This is a genomic window from Virgibacillus dokdonensis, assembly GCF_900166595.1.
Lineage (GTDB): Bacteria > Bacillota > Bacilli > Bacillales > Amphibacillaceae > Virgibacillus > Virgibacillus dokdonensis.
The window spans coordinates 1,903,397-1,920,758 of the sequence record NZ_LT745763.1 but is presented as its reverse complement, the minus strand read 5'-3'; the positions used below and the strand labels follow the sequence as shown (position 1 = coordinate 1,920,758).

Here is a 17,362-nt window from a genome sequence, read left to right as displayed (position 1 = left end):
GTCGAAATATAGTTGTATAAGGAGGTGAATAAATTATTGAACCCTGCAGAAGTAAAATCTACCCGTTTACTATTGGAAGCAATTGAGCGCGATGCTTCCGACATTCACTTCTCCCCTCTCCCAACTAAAACGGATATCTACCTTCGAATTCAAAGTCAACGCGTTTTCCACAAAAGCATCCCGACTTCATCATACCAGCTCTTGCTTACGTACTATAAGTTTACATCTGCTATGGATATTGGTGAAACAAGGAAACCACAAAATGGAACGATTGCTTTCCAATTAAAAGGTCAAGCTTATGATCTGCGTCTATCCACATTACCTGTGAAACACAATGAAAGCCTAGCTATTCGGATTCTACCTCAGCAAGAATCCCTTCCGCTTCAACAGTTATTTCTTTTTCCACAGCAATTAAAAATTTTATTAGGTTGGTTGAAAAATCGTTCTGGTCTAATTCTTATTAATGGGCCGACAGGAAGTGGAAAAACGACTACCTTATATGCGATTGTAGAGGAGATGTGTAGGCAACACACATTACAAGCCATCACGTTAGAAGATCCAATCGAAAAAGACATAGAGACAATACTCCAAGTACAAATTAACGAAAAAGCTGGAATAACATACCAAGCAGGTTTCAAAGCAGCATTACGTCATGATCCTGACATCATTTTGGTAGGCGAAATTAGAGACTCCGCTACGGCTGCATTTGCTGTCGAGGCTTCTCTATCTGGTCACCTTGTTTTAAGTACTATCCACGCTACTAATGGATTAGGCACCTTGTACCGCTTAAAAAGCCTCGGTTTAAAGATGGACGATTTAAAACAATCGCTAATTGCTATTGCATCCATTCAATTACTTCCATTTGAGATAAGAAAGTATGGAAAACGAAGAGCAGCCATCTTAGAATTACTTGAACCGTCTCAATTAATTCAATACTTTCAAAATGATGCGCAATGGACTATCAATTCATATCATTCATTTACCCACTTACGAAAGAAGGCATTTGCTTATGGATATATTTCTAAAACATCCTTTGAAGAAACATATTAAACTGTCAAATCAACAACAATTGCGGTTTTTAAAACGCTTAAACCATCTTTTAACCAATGGATACCCTCTTATTGAAGCATTAAATAGTATAGCTTGGACAAAACCGTTTAGTAATTTGTCTAAAAAAATTATATTTGAATTAAAAAATGGCGCTTCATTTGATCAAGCTTTACAAAAAAGCGCTTTTCATCCATCTATTACGAATTACCTCTCCTTTTCAATGTCCAATGAAAATTTACAAGGAAATATACAGCGTTGCTACAAAATGTTTGAGCAAAAACTGAAATACAGTAGCAAGTTTAAACAAGCTATCCGCTATCCCATTCTTTTGTTAACGATTTTCTTGCCTATACTGATTCTGCTCAAGCAACTAGTGCTTCCCTCTTTTATTGAACTATACCAAGGAATACCAGGATCTTCGACAATTTTAGTTATAGCCATTTCCCTCATTGATTGGTTACTCCTATTATGCATCATTACATTCATTACAGTTTGTATCCTCGCACTTAGCTGGCAACGTATGAAACGTTCCATATCAATAAAGAGACAAATTAGATTATATACTCGCATTCCGATTTACAGAGCTTTTTTAACCACACAAACTTCTTTTTTATTTGCTACTCAATTTAGTACTTTAATTCAAACAGGCCTTTCCTTTAAAGCAATTCTTCAACAAATGATGTATCAAAAGAAACACCCGCTTATTGCTCACTATGCCAAGCTTATGACAACACAATTGAGAGAAGGGCGACAACTTCCAACTTTGCTAAGTCAGTTTGATTTTTTAGATAAGCCAATTTCTAATATTTTCCAAAAGGATAGCAATACAGCAACTTTGAAAATGGACTTACATGTTTATGCAGAAGGGTTAATGGAAGAAATGGAAACAAATATGCTCAAACTCATCACCTATATTCAACCTATGTTTTTTATCATAATTGGCTGCTTTGTTTTATTTATCTATATAACACTAATGTGGCCTATGTTCCAACTTATCAAAACGATTTAAGTTGCAATGTAAAAATTAATGGATACATGAGGAGGATTATGTACATGTGGAAGAAAAATAACGCTTTTACTTTAATTGAAATGCTAATTGTTCTAATGATTATTTCCGTGTTAATTATTCTGATCGTTCCTAATTTAGGGAAACGCAGCCAAGAAGTAAACAGCAAAGGTTGTGAAGCATTGGTAGCAGTTGTTCAAGCTCAGGTCGATGCATATTATGCTGAACATCATCAGTTCCCGACTAATTTAGACGCACTAGTGCCAGAGTACATTCATGAAGATCAGAAATCCTGTAACGACAAGGAACTAAGCTATGAAAGTAATACCGGAAAAGTTCGCAACTAAACGCATAAAGCAAACCAATGGTTTTACGCTGATCGAAATGGTGTTTGTTATGAGTATTATGTTCATTATGTTGGGGCTGCTGTTACCTCCACTTTCTGCAAATGTAAATAAAATGGAAAGTGATCACGTTATTGATAAACTAGCTTCGGACGTTATGACTATACAGCATATGCATGCTACTACAAATGGAACGGTTAGGATTCAACTATACAGAGATAAATATGTCATATTAAAATCAACTAAAGTTTTAAAGCAAGTTTCCCTCCCAGAAGGATTCTGGTTTAATCAAAATGGAAAGCATTTTTTAGAGTTTCATAAGGGTGGCAGTATTAAACAACCTCGAACATTCTTTCTATACTCGCCCACGACAAAATATAAAATAATCTTCCCGTTTGGTAAAGGACGGTTTCGTGTTGAAAAAAGTTAATGGATTTACTCTCATTGAAGTTATTATTGCATCGAGTTTATTGTTTTCGTTAATGTTAGTTTTAGTACCTGCTTTTTCTATTCTTCATGTAGAACAAACAGTATTACATGACCGGCTAGCAATTGCCTATAAACTTCACGACGAAATGCAGCCAATCATTTGGGAAAACGATAATTTTAGGACAAATTATCATTTACTTGTCAATAAACAAACCGTAACGATAGAAATTGATAATGAGCACAACTACTTGAAGGGATGTGCATATTGGAAAAATGCGAAACAAACAAACGAAGAAGTCTGTCTTTATGCCGAGCCATCTTGAATATGGTTTTACATTTGTTACAACATCCATTTCCATTGTAGTTTTAGTTTTTAGTATTCCATTTGTTAGTTATCTATTACGCCAAGTTTCCGTAGACCATGCAATGAATGATTTATCCGTTGGACAGTTTTTTATATTTATGCGTAATGAAGTTATGCAAGCGGAAGAGATAAAAATATATCCTCATCAATTAAAACTGTCTATGCATAATGGAGATGAAGCTACATTTGAAAAGTATGGTAACCTTATAAGAAGACAAGTTGATGGTACCGGTCATGAAATATATTTACGGGATATAAAAGACATTACATTCTCCCCTCTTTCTTACGGATTTCACATTATCATTACTACCATGAAGGGGGAAAAGTATGATAAAAAAATCATCTATTACCCTTAATAACGCTGGGTTTATGTTCCCGTTTGTACTATTTATTACAGTTCTCGTGTTAATGATTATAACAGCTACTGCCTATCACTATCAAAACAATATAGTTATGACAAAGAATCAAATCGAACAATTAAAAATAGAGACAATGGTGCAAATGTCACGAAAAAAAGTCAAGCAAGAACTCATTCAAAATGGAGAGCTAAAAGAACAAATGGATTTTTCATTTCCTTATGGTGACGTTTCTTTACGTATAAACGCTATACCTTCTAATAAGTATACATTGCTTTTCACCATCACAACGGACAATCAATCCACAATCCAACTGAGAGGGTTTCTTAAACCCTCTTTATAGAAATACAATCTACAGAAAATAGGTTTAAAGGTTCCGTATTCTTTCGTTTTTGAATTAATCGAATTACCTTTAAGAATAAATAGAAATAGACAGAGCAAAACATTTGGCGACTTTTTAGTACAAACATTGCTATGAATAGAACAGCAATTCCATGACTATCATTTACAAGTTCATACTGGTCGTTTATAATGACTATGATAAGGTTACCAAAAGGAGGGGGATTGGCATGGATCGAATGTTTCGTGTGTTAGCCTTTTGGACAGGAATTTTTACTGTAATGTTTTTCGTGGGAGATATGCAAAAAACCGCATTACTTTTTCTCGTTCAAACGGCCTTTTTCCTAACATTAAGTTATTTGAAACTTTCTGAACGCATGTATATGTATTTATTCGGGGCATACTGTACCATATTCTTTATTGGCTTTACATGGTATTCAGAATTTATACTTGTACCTGGTTTCGGACACTAAGAGGCAACAAAAAACCCTGCTACATACTGTAAGGCAGGGTTTTTTGTTTTTTGCACAATGGTTTGAAAGAAGATGAAGTATTACAGTAAAACTCCATTCAGACCGAGCAATTATTTTACTTATTCCTCACACTGTGAAGAACGGGTTATATTGCTTTTCAAATTGGATATTCGTTTTTGGCCCATGACCTGGATAAACGATAAAAGCGTCATCCAACGTATATATGGATTCTTTTATAGACTTTTCTAGTTGCTGAAAATCTCCTCCTGGTAAATCTGTACGGCCAATTCCTTGTTGAAATAAAACATCTCCGCTAATAATGAATTTTTCTGTTGTAAAAACGAAAGTAACACTGCCAGGAGAATGACCTGGCGTATGTAATACATGAAAAGAAAAGTCCCCAAGCGCCATCTTCCTTGGATATAAAAATTGATCCGGCCTTTCTGTTTCTACTTTTTTCTGTGTAAATAACAGTGAACCATTCTTACTAGCATCTTCAAGCCAGTTGGCTTCCAATTCGTGCAGATAAACATCGATATGATATGCTTTTCGTAATCCATCTACTGCTCCAATATGGTCAAAATGAGCATGTGTTAATAAAATAGCAATTGGTGTTACGTGATGATCTTGTAAAAATTGCGTAACTTTCTCCGCATCACCACCTGGATCAATAATTAACGCTTCTTCTTGATCGTATACAATATAACAATTTGTCCCTAATGGACCTAAAGACATTGCGTGTATATGCATGTATATTTCTCCTTTCAATGTGAATCCTGTATCGCTTATTCCAAATTCTTACAAAAGAAATAAGATAAAAGTCATAGTTGCTTAGATGAAGGACGTAGCGTTTAGGAATTACTATTTCTCACTAAGTTTTCTTCTGTATTCTTTTTCCCTTTCTTGAATAGAGACCGTCTAATAGTTGAACTACCTTGATCCAACCATCTTCGGAATTTACCGAAGTAGACTCCTTTCTTTCCGCTCAGCCTGAAAAACAACTGAATTTAATGCAAAGTCTCGACAAACATTAAATAATACTATAGAATAATGGATATAACCGCACTAGTTACATAATAATACAAATACATTTTCTATACCAATAATAGGAAATGAGAAGCTATAAGGAGGAAGAATTTCATGCATATCGTATTAGGGGTTTTGTTTTTATTAGTAGCTATTCTTGCAGTTGTATCGATCATACGTCAACTAAAATACAAAAATATTTTTGCTATTGGTTTTTCTGCAATTACAGCGCTAGCGTTTGGATTCTTTGCTGTGGCAACCATTATTTCCGAATTAGGTAGTTAAATGAACAAAGGCGCAAGCGCCCGGTTAGCAACGTAGCGAGTGGCACGAAGCAACTAAAGTTTTAGGAATCATGGTGAGGCGGTGTTGCACGAACCAATGATGACTTTATCGTAGGGCGATTCGTGAAGTCGCCTAGTTGCTGGGCGCTGGAGCCGGACGTGGCTAAATAACTTAGTTAGATTATCCACAGCTGCAAAGTTTTATAATTTCCTAGACTAAGAAAGGAGCTGTCGCAAAATGCATATTATGCATTTGCTGACAGCTCCTTTTTATATATGAGATTGCTCGTTTTAAGATGCATTATTTTATTTATGGTGGTAAAAGGAATTTTAATCGGTTTTTGACGCACTTAAATAAGCCTCGCCTTTTTTTATTTTTTTAAGCTGTCTTTAATGGATGATAATAGAGGTTTAGACGATTAGCTTGGNACAATCTTCACATTCGTAGACGGTTACCTGAGATTGATAGCCAGTCTGCGAGGTTCGCGTGTAGTTTCTAATGGCATGCAGCTGCTGGTTATTGGCACAGGTATAGGTATCTGTGCTTTTATCATAAGCCATGTTTTCTCGGTGTCTGATGTCCTTTTTGAAAGAAGCTTTTTTCTTGCGTTCATGATTTTGCGGCTTGATATAGGCCGTCTGTTTTTGCTTCTTTAAATACACGTAATTTTCTTCACTTTCATATCCAGAATCTGCGACGATGTTGCGATAGGTAAAGGGAAGATGTTCCTTTACGTATTGAAGCATTGGAATTAATGTTGTTGTGTCGTTTCGATCGGAAAACGCATTGATCCCAACGATAAATTCCGCATCCACGGCAGCTTGGACATTATAAGCTGGTTTGAGTTGACCATTCCTCATAGGATCATCTTTCATTCGCATAAACGTGGCATTATGGTCTGTTTTAGAATAACTGTTTCGTTTCTCTCCCATAATCTGATTGGAAGTATCGTAGTGTTCTTTACGTTGAAGCATTTCCTTTACTTGTTCATGATAACGTTGAAGGACCGTTTTTCTTTTCCCCTTTCCATAAACGAACGTGATGTTTTCTTTCGCTTTTACTTTCTCCAGGAAAACAAGCACTTTTTTCAAATCTTCTAAAAAGGTCTCGTAAGGACTGGTGAAAATCTGACAGTATGTTGTATTGATCTGTTCCAGCAGGGCTTGCCATTTGGTATACATCTTGGCTTCATGTTTGGTGATTGCCTTTTTCCATACGAAAGAATACCGATTGGCATACGCTTCGATTTTGGTGCCATCGATATAGATGGTTTCACCGGTAATCGCTTCTTGTTGATAAAGCCACACGACTTGTTGAAAGAAGAGCTGTTCCATCACCATATCGGTCAGATATTTTTGCTTGAAACGACTGATAGTAGAATGATCAGGAGCTGCATACCCTTGAAGAAGCCAACGGAAATTGATATCCCGACGACATGCTTTTTCTATCCCCCGGGAAGAGTAGATTTTTTGCGAGGCTGCGTAGGTAATGACCTTAAATAGGATGACTGGATCGACTGCTGGTTTTCTCCCTTTGGAAGCGTATGCCTGTAGTAGTTCTCTATAATCCATCCTTTCACATAAGAGGCAGTGGAGCCGGACCGAATCATCCATAGGAATCATTTCTTCTACATCCATCGGTAAATATAATTGATAATTTGCTGCAGTTTGCTTATACTGGGTTTGTGTTATTTGTTTATTGGTCATAAATTAATAATACATGAGAACAGGCCCTTTGTGGTCTGTTTTTTTGTGTATACACAAAAAAGCTGTTACACAATCAATTACCTGATTGTGCAACAGCCCCTTTCTATTTATTTTTTATTGAAATCGATAAAACGAAATAAGTCACCGTAAATTAAATCATCGGAATAGTCTAATTCTCTTTCTACTTGCTCGCGAGTCAAGTCGCATGCACTCGGAGTTTCGTTAGAATCGCCCTTCTCTTGATTTTCTTCAACTGGGTCTCCAGTTTTCTTATTGTAACACGTATCATTTGTATAAATATACTCATCTGTTATAAAGCTTCCATTTCGTAAAGCTACAAAATCTTTACGTTGTTTACTAAACAAATCATTGCCAAATTGAATATCCTGTTTATTTTTTATACCTAGTAAGTTTAACAATGTAGGTTTCATATCAATCTGTCCAGCAATTTCAGATTTAATTTCCCCTTTTCCAAAACCAGGTATATGGATAAATAGTGGTACACGTTGCAATTGAATGTGATCGTAAGGAGTAATCTCTTCTTTTCCTAAATACTGACTCATTGCCTTATTGTGATTTGCACTAATTCCATAATGGTCACCCATAATAACAATAATAGAGTCTTCATATAACCCAGAACGTTTTAATTCATCGAAGAACAGTTCAATGGACTCATCCATATATCTAACGGTTGGAAAGAAATTATTTAAAGTATTAGAATTGGAATCATACGGTTCAATAGATCGATCTTCTTCATCTAACTCAAATGGAAAATGGTTCGTTAATGTTATCAATTTCGTATAAAAAGGTTTCTCCATTTGCTGTAGAATATCGGTCGATTGTTCAAAAAACGGTTTATCTTTTAATCCCCAGCCAACCGAACTTTCTTCTGTTATTTCAAAAGATTCTTCCCCATAATAATGGTCAAACCCTAAACTTTGATACATTTGATCTCTATTCCAAAAACTCTTATTATTCGCGTGCAAGACACTAGAATAATATCCATTCTCACCCAATATTTCCGGCATTGCATTATATTCATTTTGACCGTGGGTAAAGAAAACAGCGCCACGTGATAGCGGATATAACGAATTTTCAACAAGAAACTCCGAATCAGAAGTTTTTCCTTGCTCCGTTTGGTGATAAAAATTTTCAAAATAGAAAGTATCTTTATCCTTCGTTAAAGCATTCAAAAATGGTGTGATTGGCTCCCCGTTAACATCATTATTAATGACAAAACTTTGAATTGATTCCGCATTAATAAAGATTACATTCTTACCTTCTGCTACCCCAAACAACTCGGAAGTAGTATTTCTAGCCATGTTCTCGTCCATATATTCTTGGATTTCCGGAAGCTCATTCCCATCCGCAAACACTCGTTGCGTCTTTGCTTTTGCTTGAGTTGCAATATCATAGATATGATAATTAAACAAACCAATGTTTTTTACTAAATACTCACGATCAAACGCACGCGTAAACAATTGTGGACGTTCCATTTCCGCTAAGAAGAAGTTTCCCGCTAATAAAACAAATGACATAGCAAGCGCAAAGACCTTCCCACTTTTAGGGTATTGCGCGGCAACTTGAACGGATTGTTTTCGGCTAATAAACCAGATTATAACAACGTCTACAAATAGTAAAATATCATATGGTTTAATCAATGTTAAAATACTTGAACCCAAATCAGCAGCGTTACTCGCTTGAAAAAGTTGCGGTATCGTAATAAAATCAGTAAACGATCGATAAAAAACAAGATTCGCAAATATAATCAACGTGCCTATTAAAATCGTATAACGTAAATATTTCATTTGTCTTTGCGGTTTTTTAATCCATACACTTAATGCAAATATTAAAAATCCAGATACAAATGGATTAATAAGTAATATAATCTCTTGCATCATATTTTCCAAATCAATCGAGAACATAAACCGGTATACAAGATATGTTTTTATTCCAAATAAAATGGTTGCTAGTATAAATAACGGTACCTTATTTATTTTCTGTTTCATACAACTTCCTCCTATTTATTTTCCCCTCTCTTCATTTTTACAACGCTTTTTATGCGTTTAATAAAAATCCCCTTCTTGTTAGACGAATTTTTACATGTAAACTCATAGTGGAAAAACTATAGTGAACTTCAATATATCGTTTTCTCGTTTTTATCCCCTAGTTAAATACGTTGATGTTTTGGTCTAAGGCTTTTAAACCAAGTGAGAACTAAAATTCGAAACACAATCAAAAAGGATATTATCCAACCCTTAAACAGCAGAATGGAAGCATATAGATTTGTTATATGCATATTTTGAATTTATAGTTACAACGCTTAGAAAAACTAAACTTGTAGCTCAAGTTTTATGGCGGAAGAACGCCGTCGTTTTGCTTATACTATAAACCCTAGAAACCTTTATACTTTCCTATAGTAAAAATTTAAAATCGTATACCCCATTTCGATTCTGTTTAAACCATTGTAATGCTATAATTATATCACTCTATAGCCCATAGTAGAAGGCTATACTACTAAGACGTTTTACATGTTAAAAAGTTTCATATATTATTAGATTTTTTCACCAAATACTTTTTTCTCTAGCTTTTGCTTTACTAAAAAAGCAGCGCCTATAATACCTGCATCATTACCTAATTGGGCAAACTTTAACTCACAGCTTTGTTGTACTTTTGGAAGAGCGTAACGGTTAAACGCTTCTTCTATAGCCGTTAACAAAGGTTGTCCAGCTTTCGAGACACCACCTCCAATTAATACTTTCGCTGGACTAATAGTAACGCACATGTTTGCAATTGCCAACCCTAAAATATCGGTTGTATGCGCGACAATTTGTTTTGCTTCTACATTCCCTTCATTCGCTAATTGGAAGACGTCTTTTGCAGTGATAGTTCCTTTTATATTTACATGTTTAGCTAATTTACTATCTGGTAAAATCTCGGCTAATTCGAACGCTTGTCGCACAATACCGGTAGCAGAAGCAATGGTTTCTAAACATCCTTTTCTACCACAATTACATACGGAACCATTTGTATCCATAATAATATGACCAATTTCCCCACCTATACCGGCTTCTCCATTTACTACTCTACCGTTTGCAATAATGCCACCACCTACACCAGTACCAAGTGTAACTGCAATTAGATTAGCTACTTGATTACCAGCTCCACGCCAGTTTTCTCCTAAGGCTGCTACATTTGCATCGTTTTCTACAAATACTGGAAGTTTGGATTGACTACTTAGTAATTCACCTAGAGGGTAATTTTTCCACCCAATATTTACCGCTTCATAAATAAATCCTGTTTCATCTTCAATAAATCCTGGAGCGCCAACACCTATCCCGAGAACTTGCTCTTCTTTATAATGCAAATGCTTTAATTTTTGGCGAACTGAATTCCAGATATCATCTACAATATGCTTACCACCATCATTTTTGTTTGTAGGAATTTCCCATTTTCTTATAATTTCTCCATCATTACTAATTAATCCTAATTTGGCTGTAGTTCCTCCAATATCCATACCAATAATTATTTGCTCCATTACTAATGACTTCCTTTCTTCTGCTTCAGCGTAGATGTAATTTCTTTTTTTAGTATCATTTTTGCTTCCATATACGTTTTATTTTCTATAAAGCCAAGCTCATACAGTTCATTTATTTCTAATTCCATCATTTGTAAATCACCTAAACGATTTCCCGTATAAATAAATGTACCATACTTTCTTAAGAATTGCTGTATATCATACATCGTTTTCATACAATCACCAGTTTAATTATACTAAATCCTTTTCAGAAAGAAAAATACTATGAGAAATACTGAACATATTTTCATGTAATGGACAAAAAAATTTCGAATTAAAAAACTTAGCAAAAGTGCTAAGTTTTGCTAAGTCCTCTCTTCTATCTGTTATCGATCAGGGTCTCTTGGGTGTAAGAAAGCAGGTCTGCGATTTTTCAACGGAATTGGCGAGCGCAAAAATACATCTCGAAACGGACGATAGGAAAAGGGAATGAACGGCCAAAAATAAGCAACGTTAAACGATTTCATTCTAACCAAATACAAAATCCAAAGAGTTATGCTAACAATATAACCAATAGCACCAAACAAAGCAACAGCAAATAAAAGAAAGATACGAACTAAGCGATTAGCCAAGCTTAGCTCATAACTTGGTGTTGCATATGTACCAATAGCTGCTACCGCTAAATATAATACAACTTCATGGGAAAACCACCCTACTTGTACAGAAACCTCACCGATCATAATAGCTGCAACTAAACCAAGTGCAGTGGCTAACGAAGAAGGTGTATGAATGGCTGCCATACGTAGAATATCTATTCCGATTTCCGCTAGTAGAAATTGGACAAATAACGGAACAACACCAGCTTCATCAGGACCTATATATTGCAAATTGGCTGGCAAATAATCAGCGTGTTTTGCAAATAAGTAGTATAATGGCAGGATGAAAATAGAAGCTATAACAGCAAAAAATCGTACAAATCGTAAATAGGCACCGATTAATGGCTTTTGTCTATATTCTTCTGCATGCTGTAGATGATGAGCATATGTTGCAGGAGTTATCATTACACTAGGTGAACCATCAATAATAATGAGAACATGGCCTTCATAAAGATGCGAAGCGGCTGTATCTGGGCGTTCTGTATATCTTACTGTTGGATATGGATTCCAGTGCCTCCCACTAATATACTCTTCAATAGTTTTCTCAGCCATAGGCAAACCATCTGTATCAATCATTTCTAACTTTTTTTTTAAGCTCTCTACCCTATGTTTATCAGCTATATCTTCAATATAACAAATACAAATATCTGTTTTTGATCTTCTCCCAATTTGCAAATACTGCATTCGTAAAGAACGATCTCGAACCCTTCTTCTCGTTAAAGCTGTATTAAAGACAATTGTTTCCACATATCCATCTCTAGAACCTCGAACAACACGCTCTAAATCGGGTTCCTCTGGCGAGCGAGCAGGATAAGTTCTTGCATCAATAATAATGACTTTATTTGCGCCTTCTACAACTAATGCAGCTGGGCCGCCGAGGACAAGGTCGCTTGCTTCATTTAAATCATTCGCTTCATCTACTTCAATGTAAGGAATATATCTTTCAAGTAATTTTTTTAATACATTTGGTTCTAAATCTTCCGTCTCTAGTTCAGCAAAAAGCTGCATGATATAAAGTAATATTTCATCTTTGCCAAATCCATCAATAACAAACAAAGCCATCTTTATACCTGCATACTCCAAGTCACGTTGAATCATATCAAAGCTTTGATCGACTGCTAATCGCTCATGCATATAGTCTCGGTTTTTTTCAAATGATGAAAATAGTGGCTGCCTTTCCGTTTGCATTTACTCACCTGACCTATTCAAAATCTTATGGTTAGCTTTCAACAACAGAGGCTATATTATACATTATTCCAAAATTAGCATACCTCGTTTAGCGAAAACATAAAATGCATAAGACAAGTCTGTCAAAAAGGACGTGGTTTAATGAAAAAATGGTCTGTCATCACCATCGTTGTTGCCATAACTAGTTTTATTACCATTATCTATATCGTTGGTTTACAATCTAAACCAGCAATTACGTATTTTCCTCTTGATAAAAATTTTGCATTTACAACAGCAGAAACCGATATACAACTTTTTACTGATAAAGGAATAGACGATTATGAAATTATCTGGAAAGCATCTTCTGCAACAGAAATTCCTGTCTACTTAAGGCAAGATGTTTCTTTACTATTTGACAATGGAAGGCTAAGAGGAGCTTTGTCGAAGTGGGTGCAAGATACTGATACAATTCATTTAAAAAGAATGCTCACTTTAGAGGATAGTAGTTTGTATGAAGCGATTTCCTTTCATCATGGGGAAATTCATGAAAAAAACAGCCAAATAAAGAGCATGCAACAAATGTCAAGTGATCATTTATATGTCATCGACTCACCAGCAGCAAAATTAGATTCATTTAAAACACCTTCTACAACATACGAAAAAGAATGGAAAACACTACTTGATCGTGCCTCCATGCAGCAGCTAACCTATCATTGGAATACATTGTATGAATATTTCGATATTAATAAGGAAACTTATACAACTGTGCCTTTAACCGATTTAGATAAGTTTGCGACACAACCGATAGCTGGCTTAACACAAGCGCAAACAGATAAAGTTATGGGACAATTATGGGAAGGATTGTACAAAAACTATCTCTTACCAATTGTGAATGCGGAAAAAGCAGTCAATAGCTATGTTCCCATTATTTTATTCGACAAAAAAAACAAACATTTACTCGTGCTTTTTGAGATGAATGGTAAAAAAGAAAAACTCATACAGCAGTATTCTTTTTCAGAATAAGGTATCCAAGAAAGATTATCTGATAAGGCGCCGTTTGCTAAACTTTCTAGTATGACTTACATTCCTATATAATAAAAAACTTACGGCACCTTATATCAAAGATGAATTCCTACTTTTCATGTTTACTTCGGTTTTTCGCCTGTAATCTGCTCATACATTTCTTGAAAATCTGTGTTATTAGAGTCTAATTGATAAGCTCTTTTGATGAATTCTTTTGCTTCCTCTATATTACCTTGCTGGTAATATAGTAAAGCAAGGTTATAATGTGCTTCTGGAAAACTATTGTCCAGTTGAACACTCTGTTTCAAATCATCCATAGCTAAATTTTGCTGATTTAATTCAATATACGCATAGGAACGATGGAATAAAATAGCTGCTTTCCATTGCTCCTCCCCTTCAGTATTGCGTATTGCTTTACTGGCCTCTGTAACAACTTGTTCATATTTTTCTTCTTGAACTAATTCTTCAATGTGCATGACATAATACATTGGAGAGTTCATGTTGTTTGTTATGCCGTATTGTATAATTCCATATGCAAGCGCTAAGTAGACAAGCACTGCACTAAGCTGCTTCCATCTTTCTTTTTGTTTCGGCAAGTGAACAATCCCAGAAGCAATAAAACCTGCTACTAGACCACCAAGGTGAGCACCATTGTCAATAGCTGGAATAGAAAAACCAAACACAATATTTATTCCAATTAACAACAATACATTACTTCCAATAGTTTGAAAGAAAACCCTCCTATGATGAAGCCCAAAAAATAATAACGCTCCAAATAATCCAAATAGAGCACCGGATGCACCTGCGGCAATATTGGCTGAAAAAGCAAAGCTTGCTATTCCACCTCCTATTCCAGCCAGAAAATAAATAATTAAAAATCGAATGGAACCGTAAATACGTTCTACTAATGTACCTAAATAATAAACAGCAATCATATTCATTACTAAATGTAGCAAACCAATATGTAAAAACATGGAGCTAATAATTCTCCACCATTCCCCATTTTCAATAATAGCTGGATTAAATTTAGCACCAAATTGTTTTAGTGTTTCGATATTTTCGCTCCCACCGTTCAATTCTAACAGCAGAAATAAACTAACGCATAGAATTAAAATGATATATGTCAGCTTTGGTTTTCCAAAAGAAAATAACTCTTTCTTTTCTTCCTGATCATCCAAAATTCGTTGCCTTAAATAGTGCTTATAAGTAGCTATTTTCTCTTCTTTTACTGTTTCCTCAAGACTATCATACATTTCTAGAGCCGAAATCTCTGCCTCTTTTTCTAACCTGTCTTTTTCTTCTTCAAATTGCGAATTAGAGAGATAATATATTTTCATCATAATTGCTTGTTTTTCATTTAATTTCATTGGTTGCTTTAAAAACTCCCATGAGTCTACAGGAGTAAATTCTGATATGTATATATTATGTATTTGAATGGTTTTAGCTCTTAAAAGCTTTTTCATGGCTTTTACTTTTTGAAATACGACAGCTATATCTTTTTTTAAATAGTTTTTCCAGTCAAAGCCTTGATTGATAAAACGTAATACTTTTGAATTTTTCCCAACTTTCTTTTCTAACCATATCTCATTTCCTTGTTCGTTTACATAAAGAACATTATACGCTTCACGAGAAACAATTTGATAAGCCATATTGTACATCGTATACTGTTCGTCTAAATACATTATCACATCTCCCCTTGTTTTATATATTTCTATAACACTTTCTATCTTACACAATAGGAAAGTATATTATTTTTATGAATTATAGTGTATAAGCTAAACGACGGCATTTTATCGCCATAAACGCTTGGCGATAGTCCAAGTTTTTCTAAAAAATTTTATCATCTCTAATTGTAAAATGAACATATGGGGCTGCAAGTCATATTCTTCAGCCCCCAATAATGTTAAAAGCTGTAAAGGCACTATTATACATTCGTATTTGTTTGCGTAAAAAGACTACGGATGGAAGGAGAACTCATAGATAACTGTACAGCAATCTTGCGTAAAAATCCAATTGCTAGAACCATATTCAAAATGCGATAGCGCCATTTATAAACGAAAGCAGACGCAGCAACAAGACCTATAATTAAAACAATAGTACGCATGTGAACACCTCTTTATGATTGATGTTCTTAGTTATGATCCTCACTGGATATTTTTATGCAAGGATTAGAAAACTTGGCTTGTCGCCAAATACGGGTAAATCATTAGTGCTTCTTATACTATATTCCTTTAAACTTTTTTATTTTCCTAAGGTACAAAATAAACTTCACATAAAATATTTATATTATACCAGTCCATTAGGAAGCTTATATAGAAAAAATAAAGCACTTTAGCTGACTTAACGTACTAAACCTTCTTCTGTTATTAAATGCTGAACAGGTAAATCAAATGTGTTTTTCGGTATCGATGGTACAAGTTGGCTACTGTGTAATATAGAAACAGTTTGATTGAGAAACCCTGCTAAAAAACGGTCATAATAGCCGCCACCAAATCCTATACGATAACCATCTGGATCAAAAACAATACCTGGCACAAGCAACAAATCAATGGTTTCCGGAGCAATATACTCGGTTTCACTTGGAATAGGCTCTAAAAGATGATAGTATACTTCATCTAGTTGTTTGAAGGTTTGAAACTTATAAAAATCCATCGTTTTAAATTTTGGGTCACACTTTGGGGCACATATCTTTTTACCTTGCCGCCAAGCTTGGTTAATTAATTCATAAGTATCCCATTCAAATCCTTTCGAGATAGTAATACCGATTGTAATAGCGTTTTTCCAAAGTGTCGAGGTCATTAGGTGTCGATGCAATTGGTGGTTAATATCTCCTTTTTGCTCTGGGGTTAGTTGTTTTAAAGCATAAATAGTGGCATTTCGGAGTTGGTCTTTTTTCAAGAAGCTCGCCCCCTTTTCAAATAAATAATAATAATAGAACCTTTATCTACAAGATAAAGGTTCTATTATTATCGTTATTTTGTTTCACGATGTAGAGTGTGTTTTTTTAGACGTGGGCTGTATTTCATAAGCTCTAAACGCTCAGGATTAGTACGTTTATTTTTAGTAGAAATGTAATTACGATCTCCTGTTTCTGTACAAGCTAAAGTAATGTTTACGCGCATCATTTATCCCTCCAAACTTTACCAAATTGTTGCCTCGTTAGCAATAATTTCATTTCAGACTTATTTATAATACCAAATGTTAGCCGTTCTAGCAAGAATTTAAATACATAAGCATCAATTTGTCATTTTTAATCGAATCAGATTTGGCCAATGGTTATATGGTTTCATATATGTTGTATTTCTCCAATGTCAAAAAAATAATCAAATTGTAATGGCATTTCGACAGTATTTTATGTTATAACTAGTAGTGAGTAGAAGGAGGGGAGCAGATGATATATGCAATTATTACCATTATTGCAGTCGGAATCGTTTTACTTGCTATTTCCTTTTTCATGAATGATCGAATCGAGCAGGTTGAAAGTCAATTAGAACAATTCTCCATTACAACGATGCAAGATACATATCAAATGAAAAAGAAAATTAAGATTCTGGAAGAGGAACTATTAACGGAGGACTTCACAGACAATCGTATAGAAAATAAATCTTAAAGGGAGGAGGA

General features: G+C 34.9%; 21 protein-coding genes. 11 read left to right on the top strand and 10 right to left on the bottom strand.

Going from position 1 to position 17,362, the window contains the following annotated elements; genetic code table 11:
• Positions 1-36: 36 nt before the first annotated feature.
• From comGA to B2C77_RS10465, 8 genes are all read left to right on the top strand, one after another.
• Positions 37-1,050 (top strand): competence type IV pilus ATPase ComGA, encoded by a 1,014-nt coding sequence (gene comGA, locus B2C77_RS10500; RefSeq protein WP_077703560.1) that lies wholly within the window; start codon positions 37-39, stop codon positions 1,048-1,050.
• Positions 1,010-2,059, top strand: coding sequence for a competence type IV pilus assembly protein ComGB (gene comGB / locus B2C77_RS10495; RefSeq protein WP_176087315.1), 1,050 nt, complete (start codon positions 1,010-1,012; stop codon positions 2,057-2,059). The genes comGA and comGB overlap by 41 nt, the downstream gene beginning before the upstream one ends.
• A gap of 44 nt (positions 2,060-2,103) precedes the next feature.
• Positions 2,104-2,403: a competence type IV pilus major pilin ComGC gene (gene comGC / locus B2C77_RS10490; RefSeq protein WP_077703558.1), complete on the top strand. Its 300-nt coding sequence runs from the start codon at positions 2,104-2,106 to the stop codon at positions 2,401-2,403.
• Entirely contained in the window at positions 2,372-2,830 is a 459-nt protein-coding gene (gene comGD, locus B2C77_RS10485) for a competence type IV pilus minor pilin ComGD (protein ID WP_077703557.1), read from the top strand. Before comGC ends, comGD begins: the two co-directional genes overlap by 32 nt.
• Positions 2,817-3,152 carry a prepilin-type N-terminal cleavage/methylation domain-containing protein gene (locus B2C77_RS10480; protein WP_077703556.1) on the top strand — a complete coding sequence of 112 codons (336 nt, stop codon included), beginning with the start codon at positions 2,817-2,819 and terminating at the stop codon, positions 3,150-3,152. Before comGD ends, B2C77_RS10480 begins: the two co-directional genes overlap by 14 nt.
• Complete coding sequence (locus B2C77_RS10475) at positions 3,103-3,549, top strand: competence type IV pilus minor pilin ComGF (protein ID WP_077703555.1); 447 nt, start codon at positions 3,103-3,105, stop codon at positions 3,547-3,549. The genes B2C77_RS10480 and B2C77_RS10475 overlap by 50 nt, the downstream gene beginning before the upstream one ends.
• Positions 3,521-3,892, top strand: coding sequence for a competence type IV pilus minor pilin ComGG (locus B2C77_RS10470; protein WP_077703554.1), 372 nt, complete (start codon positions 3,521-3,523; stop codon positions 3,890-3,892). The genes B2C77_RS10475 and B2C77_RS10470 overlap by 29 nt, the downstream gene beginning before the upstream one ends.
• Before the next feature lie 226 nt (positions 3,893-4,118).
• Positions 4,119-4,361: a DUF2626 domain-containing protein gene (locus tag B2C77_RS10465; RefSeq protein WP_073004399.1), complete on the top strand. Its 243-nt coding sequence runs from the start codon at positions 4,119-4,121 to the stop codon at positions 4,359-4,361.
• Between the two features lie 126 nt (positions 4,362-4,487).
• Here the strand turns inward: B2C77_RS10465 and B2C77_RS10460 are convergent, their stop codons facing one another.
• Positions 4,488-5,111, bottom strand: coding sequence for an MBL fold metallo-hydrolase (locus B2C77_RS10460; RefSeq protein WP_077703553.1), 624 nt, complete (start codon positions 5,109-5,111; stop codon positions 4,488-4,490).
• Between the two features lie 390 nt (positions 5,112-5,501).
• On the opposite strand from B2C77_RS10460, the gene B2C77_RS10455 reads away from it, so the two are divergent.
• On the top strand, positions 5,502-5,672 hold the full coding sequence (locus B2C77_RS10455) for a DUF2759 family protein (RefSeq protein WP_077703552.1): 171 nt from the start codon (positions 5,502-5,504) through the stop codon (positions 5,670-5,672).
• A 410-nt stretch (positions 5,673-6,082) separates the two neighbouring features.
• Here B2C77_RS10455 and B2C77_RS10450 read toward each other — a convergent pair whose 3' ends face one another.
• The 5 genes from B2C77_RS10450 to B2C77_RS10430 all read right to left on the bottom strand — a co-directional run bounded on the left by B2C77_RS10450 (position 6,083) and on the right by B2C77_RS10430 (position 12,739).
• The gene (locus B2C77_RS10450; protein ID WP_497012657.1) at positions 6,083-7,294 is read right to left on the bottom strand and encodes an IS1182 family transposase; all 1,212 of its coding nucleotides are present in this window, start codon (positions 7,292-7,294) and stop codon (positions 6,083-6,085) included.
• Positions 7,295-7,485: 191 nt separating this feature from the next.
• On the bottom strand, positions 7,486-9,387 hold the full coding sequence (locus B2C77_RS10445; RefSeq protein WP_077703550.1) for an LTA synthase family protein: 1,902 nt from the start codon (positions 9,385-9,387) through the stop codon (positions 7,486-7,488).
• 545 nt (positions 9,388-9,932) lie between these two features.
• The gene (locus B2C77_RS10440) at positions 9,933-10,916 is read right to left on the bottom strand and encodes an ROK family glucokinase (RefSeq protein WP_077703549.1); all 984 of its coding nucleotides are present in this window, start codon (positions 10,914-10,916) and stop codon (positions 9,933-9,935) included.
• 2 nt (positions 10,917-10,918) lie between these two features.
• Positions 10,919-11,131, bottom strand: a complete 213-nt coding sequence (locus B2C77_RS10435; protein ID WP_077703548.1) for a YqgQ family protein — start codon at positions 11,129-11,131, stop codon at positions 10,919-10,921.
• Positions 11,132-11,281: 150 nt separating this feature from the next.
• Complete coding sequence (locus B2C77_RS10430) at positions 11,282-12,739, bottom strand: spore germination protein (protein ID WP_077703547.1); 1,458 nt, start codon at positions 12,737-12,739, stop codon at positions 11,282-11,284.
• Between the two features lie 141 nt (positions 12,740-12,880).
• Between B2C77_RS10430 and B2C77_RS10425 the strand changes: the two genes are divergently transcribed.
• Positions 12,881-13,741 (top strand): hypothetical protein, encoded by an 861-nt coding sequence (locus tag B2C77_RS10425; RefSeq protein WP_077703546.1) that lies wholly within the window; start codon positions 12,881-12,883, stop codon positions 13,739-13,741.
• Positions 13,742-13,863: 122 nt separating this feature from the next.
• Here B2C77_RS10425 and B2C77_RS10420 read toward each other — a convergent pair whose 3' ends face one another.
• The 4 genes from B2C77_RS10420 to rpmG all read right to left on the bottom strand — a co-directional run bounded on the left by B2C77_RS10420 (position 13,864) and on the right by rpmG (position 16,863).
• Positions 13,864-15,423, bottom strand: a complete 1,560-nt coding sequence (locus B2C77_RS10420) for a rhomboid family intramembrane serine protease (RefSeq protein ID WP_077703545.1) — start codon at positions 15,421-15,423, stop codon at positions 13,864-13,866.
• 242 nt (positions 15,424-15,665) lie between these two features.
• Positions 15,666-15,845, bottom strand: coding sequence for a protein YqgO (gene yqgO / locus B2C77_RS10415; protein WP_077703544.1), 180 nt, complete (start codon positions 15,843-15,845; stop codon positions 15,666-15,668).
• Between the two features lie 236 nt (positions 15,846-16,081).
• The gene (locus B2C77_RS10410) at positions 16,082-16,639 is read right to left on the bottom strand and encodes a 5-formyltetrahydrofolate cyclo-ligase (protein WP_077703543.1); all 558 of its coding nucleotides are present in this window, start codon (positions 16,637-16,639) and stop codon (positions 16,082-16,084) included.
• A gap of 74 nt (positions 16,640-16,713) precedes the next feature.
• Positions 16,714-16,863, bottom strand: a complete 150-nt coding sequence (gene rpmG / locus B2C77_RS10405) for a 50S ribosomal protein L33 (protein ID WP_010530995.1) — start codon at positions 16,861-16,863, stop codon at positions 16,714-16,716.
• 269 nt (positions 16,864-17,132) lie between these two features.
• Here rpmG and B2C77_RS10400 point away from each other — a divergent pair, with 269 nt between their 5' ends.
• Positions 17,133-17,351 carry a hypothetical protein gene (locus tag B2C77_RS10400; protein WP_077703542.1) on the top strand — a complete coding sequence of 73 codons (219 nt, stop codon included), beginning with the start codon at positions 17,133-17,135 and terminating at the stop codon, positions 17,349-17,351.
• Positions 17,352-17,362 lie beyond the last annotated feature (11 nt).